We start from the raw sequence: 251 nt of genomic DNA on the forward strand, positions 1-251 counted from the left end.
CGAGACGAGCGTCTCTTCATTGGCCGCAGGTTGCTGCTCGGCCTCGGCGCCTGCTGCAAGCACGGCGAGCGTCTCGTTGTCCGTCACAGGCCCGGTGGGCGGCTGCTCGTGCAGCTGTGTCTCGACCTGCGGCTGGATCTGCGGCGTGTTGGAGCCAGTACCCGATGCGGTGAGCGGTTCGCCCTGCGAGGACGGATCTTGGCTGAGCCCTGGCGCGGGCGCGGGCGTGTGGGCGACCGAGTCCGTAGGTG

Annotated in this window: 1 protein-coding gene; it reads right to left on the reverse strand. The window is 69.7% G+C overall.

The genetic code is table 11. From position 1 onward, the window contains the following. Positions 1-251, reverse strand: a 251-nt coding sequence (locus tag ACKPVM_RS20515; RefSeq protein ID WP_409311589.1) for a hypothetical protein, incomplete at both ends; no start/stop codon positions are given.

The sequence above is a fragment of the Pectobacterium hainanensis genome (assembly GCF_046237015.1).
Lineage (GTDB): Bacteria > Pseudomonadota > Gammaproteobacteria > Enterobacterales > Enterobacteriaceae > JBJYIN01.